Source organism: Pseudomonas sp. UBA5666 (assembly GCF_002420785.1).
In the GTDB taxonomy this organism is placed as follows: domain Bacteria; phylum Pseudomonadota; class Gammaproteobacteria; order Pseudomonadales; family Pseudomonadaceae; genus Aquipseudomonas; species Aquipseudomonas fulva.
The window spans coordinates 1-317 of record NZ_DIIQ01000016.1 but is presented as its reverse complement, the minus strand read 5'-3'; the positions used below and the strand labels follow the sequence as shown (position 1 = coordinate 317).

Below are 317 nucleotides of genomic sequence, written 5' to 3'. Positions count from 1 at the left end.
TCACTGTAACCGCCCTGGTCGCTGCCCCAGCCGCTGTTGTCGGCCACGTGCTGCTGCTCGTTCTGGTCGGTCCAGCCGCCACTGTCACTGGCCTGCGCAGGCTCCTCCTTGATCACCTCGACCACCTCTTCGGGCTGGGCGTTGTGGTTGAACAGGCTGCTGATGCCCTGGGCCAGCAAGACACCCCCGGCTACACCGGCCGCAGTCTGCATGGCGCCGCCCAGGAAGCTGCTGGCACCGCCACGCGCGGGCGCTGCGCCAAAGCCCGGCTGCTGGGCCGGCGGCTGCGAGAAGCCAGGTGCCGCCGGCTCGCGCCA

1 protein-coding gene is annotated in these 317 nt (G+C 70.7%); it reads right to left on the bottom strand.

Annotation, left to right across the window (positions count from 1 at the left end; translation table 11 throughout):
• A partial coding sequence (locus B2Y33_RS09720) for a DUF2076 family protein (RefSeq protein ID WP_288632883.1) occupies positions 1-317 on the bottom strand: 317 nt, incomplete at both ends.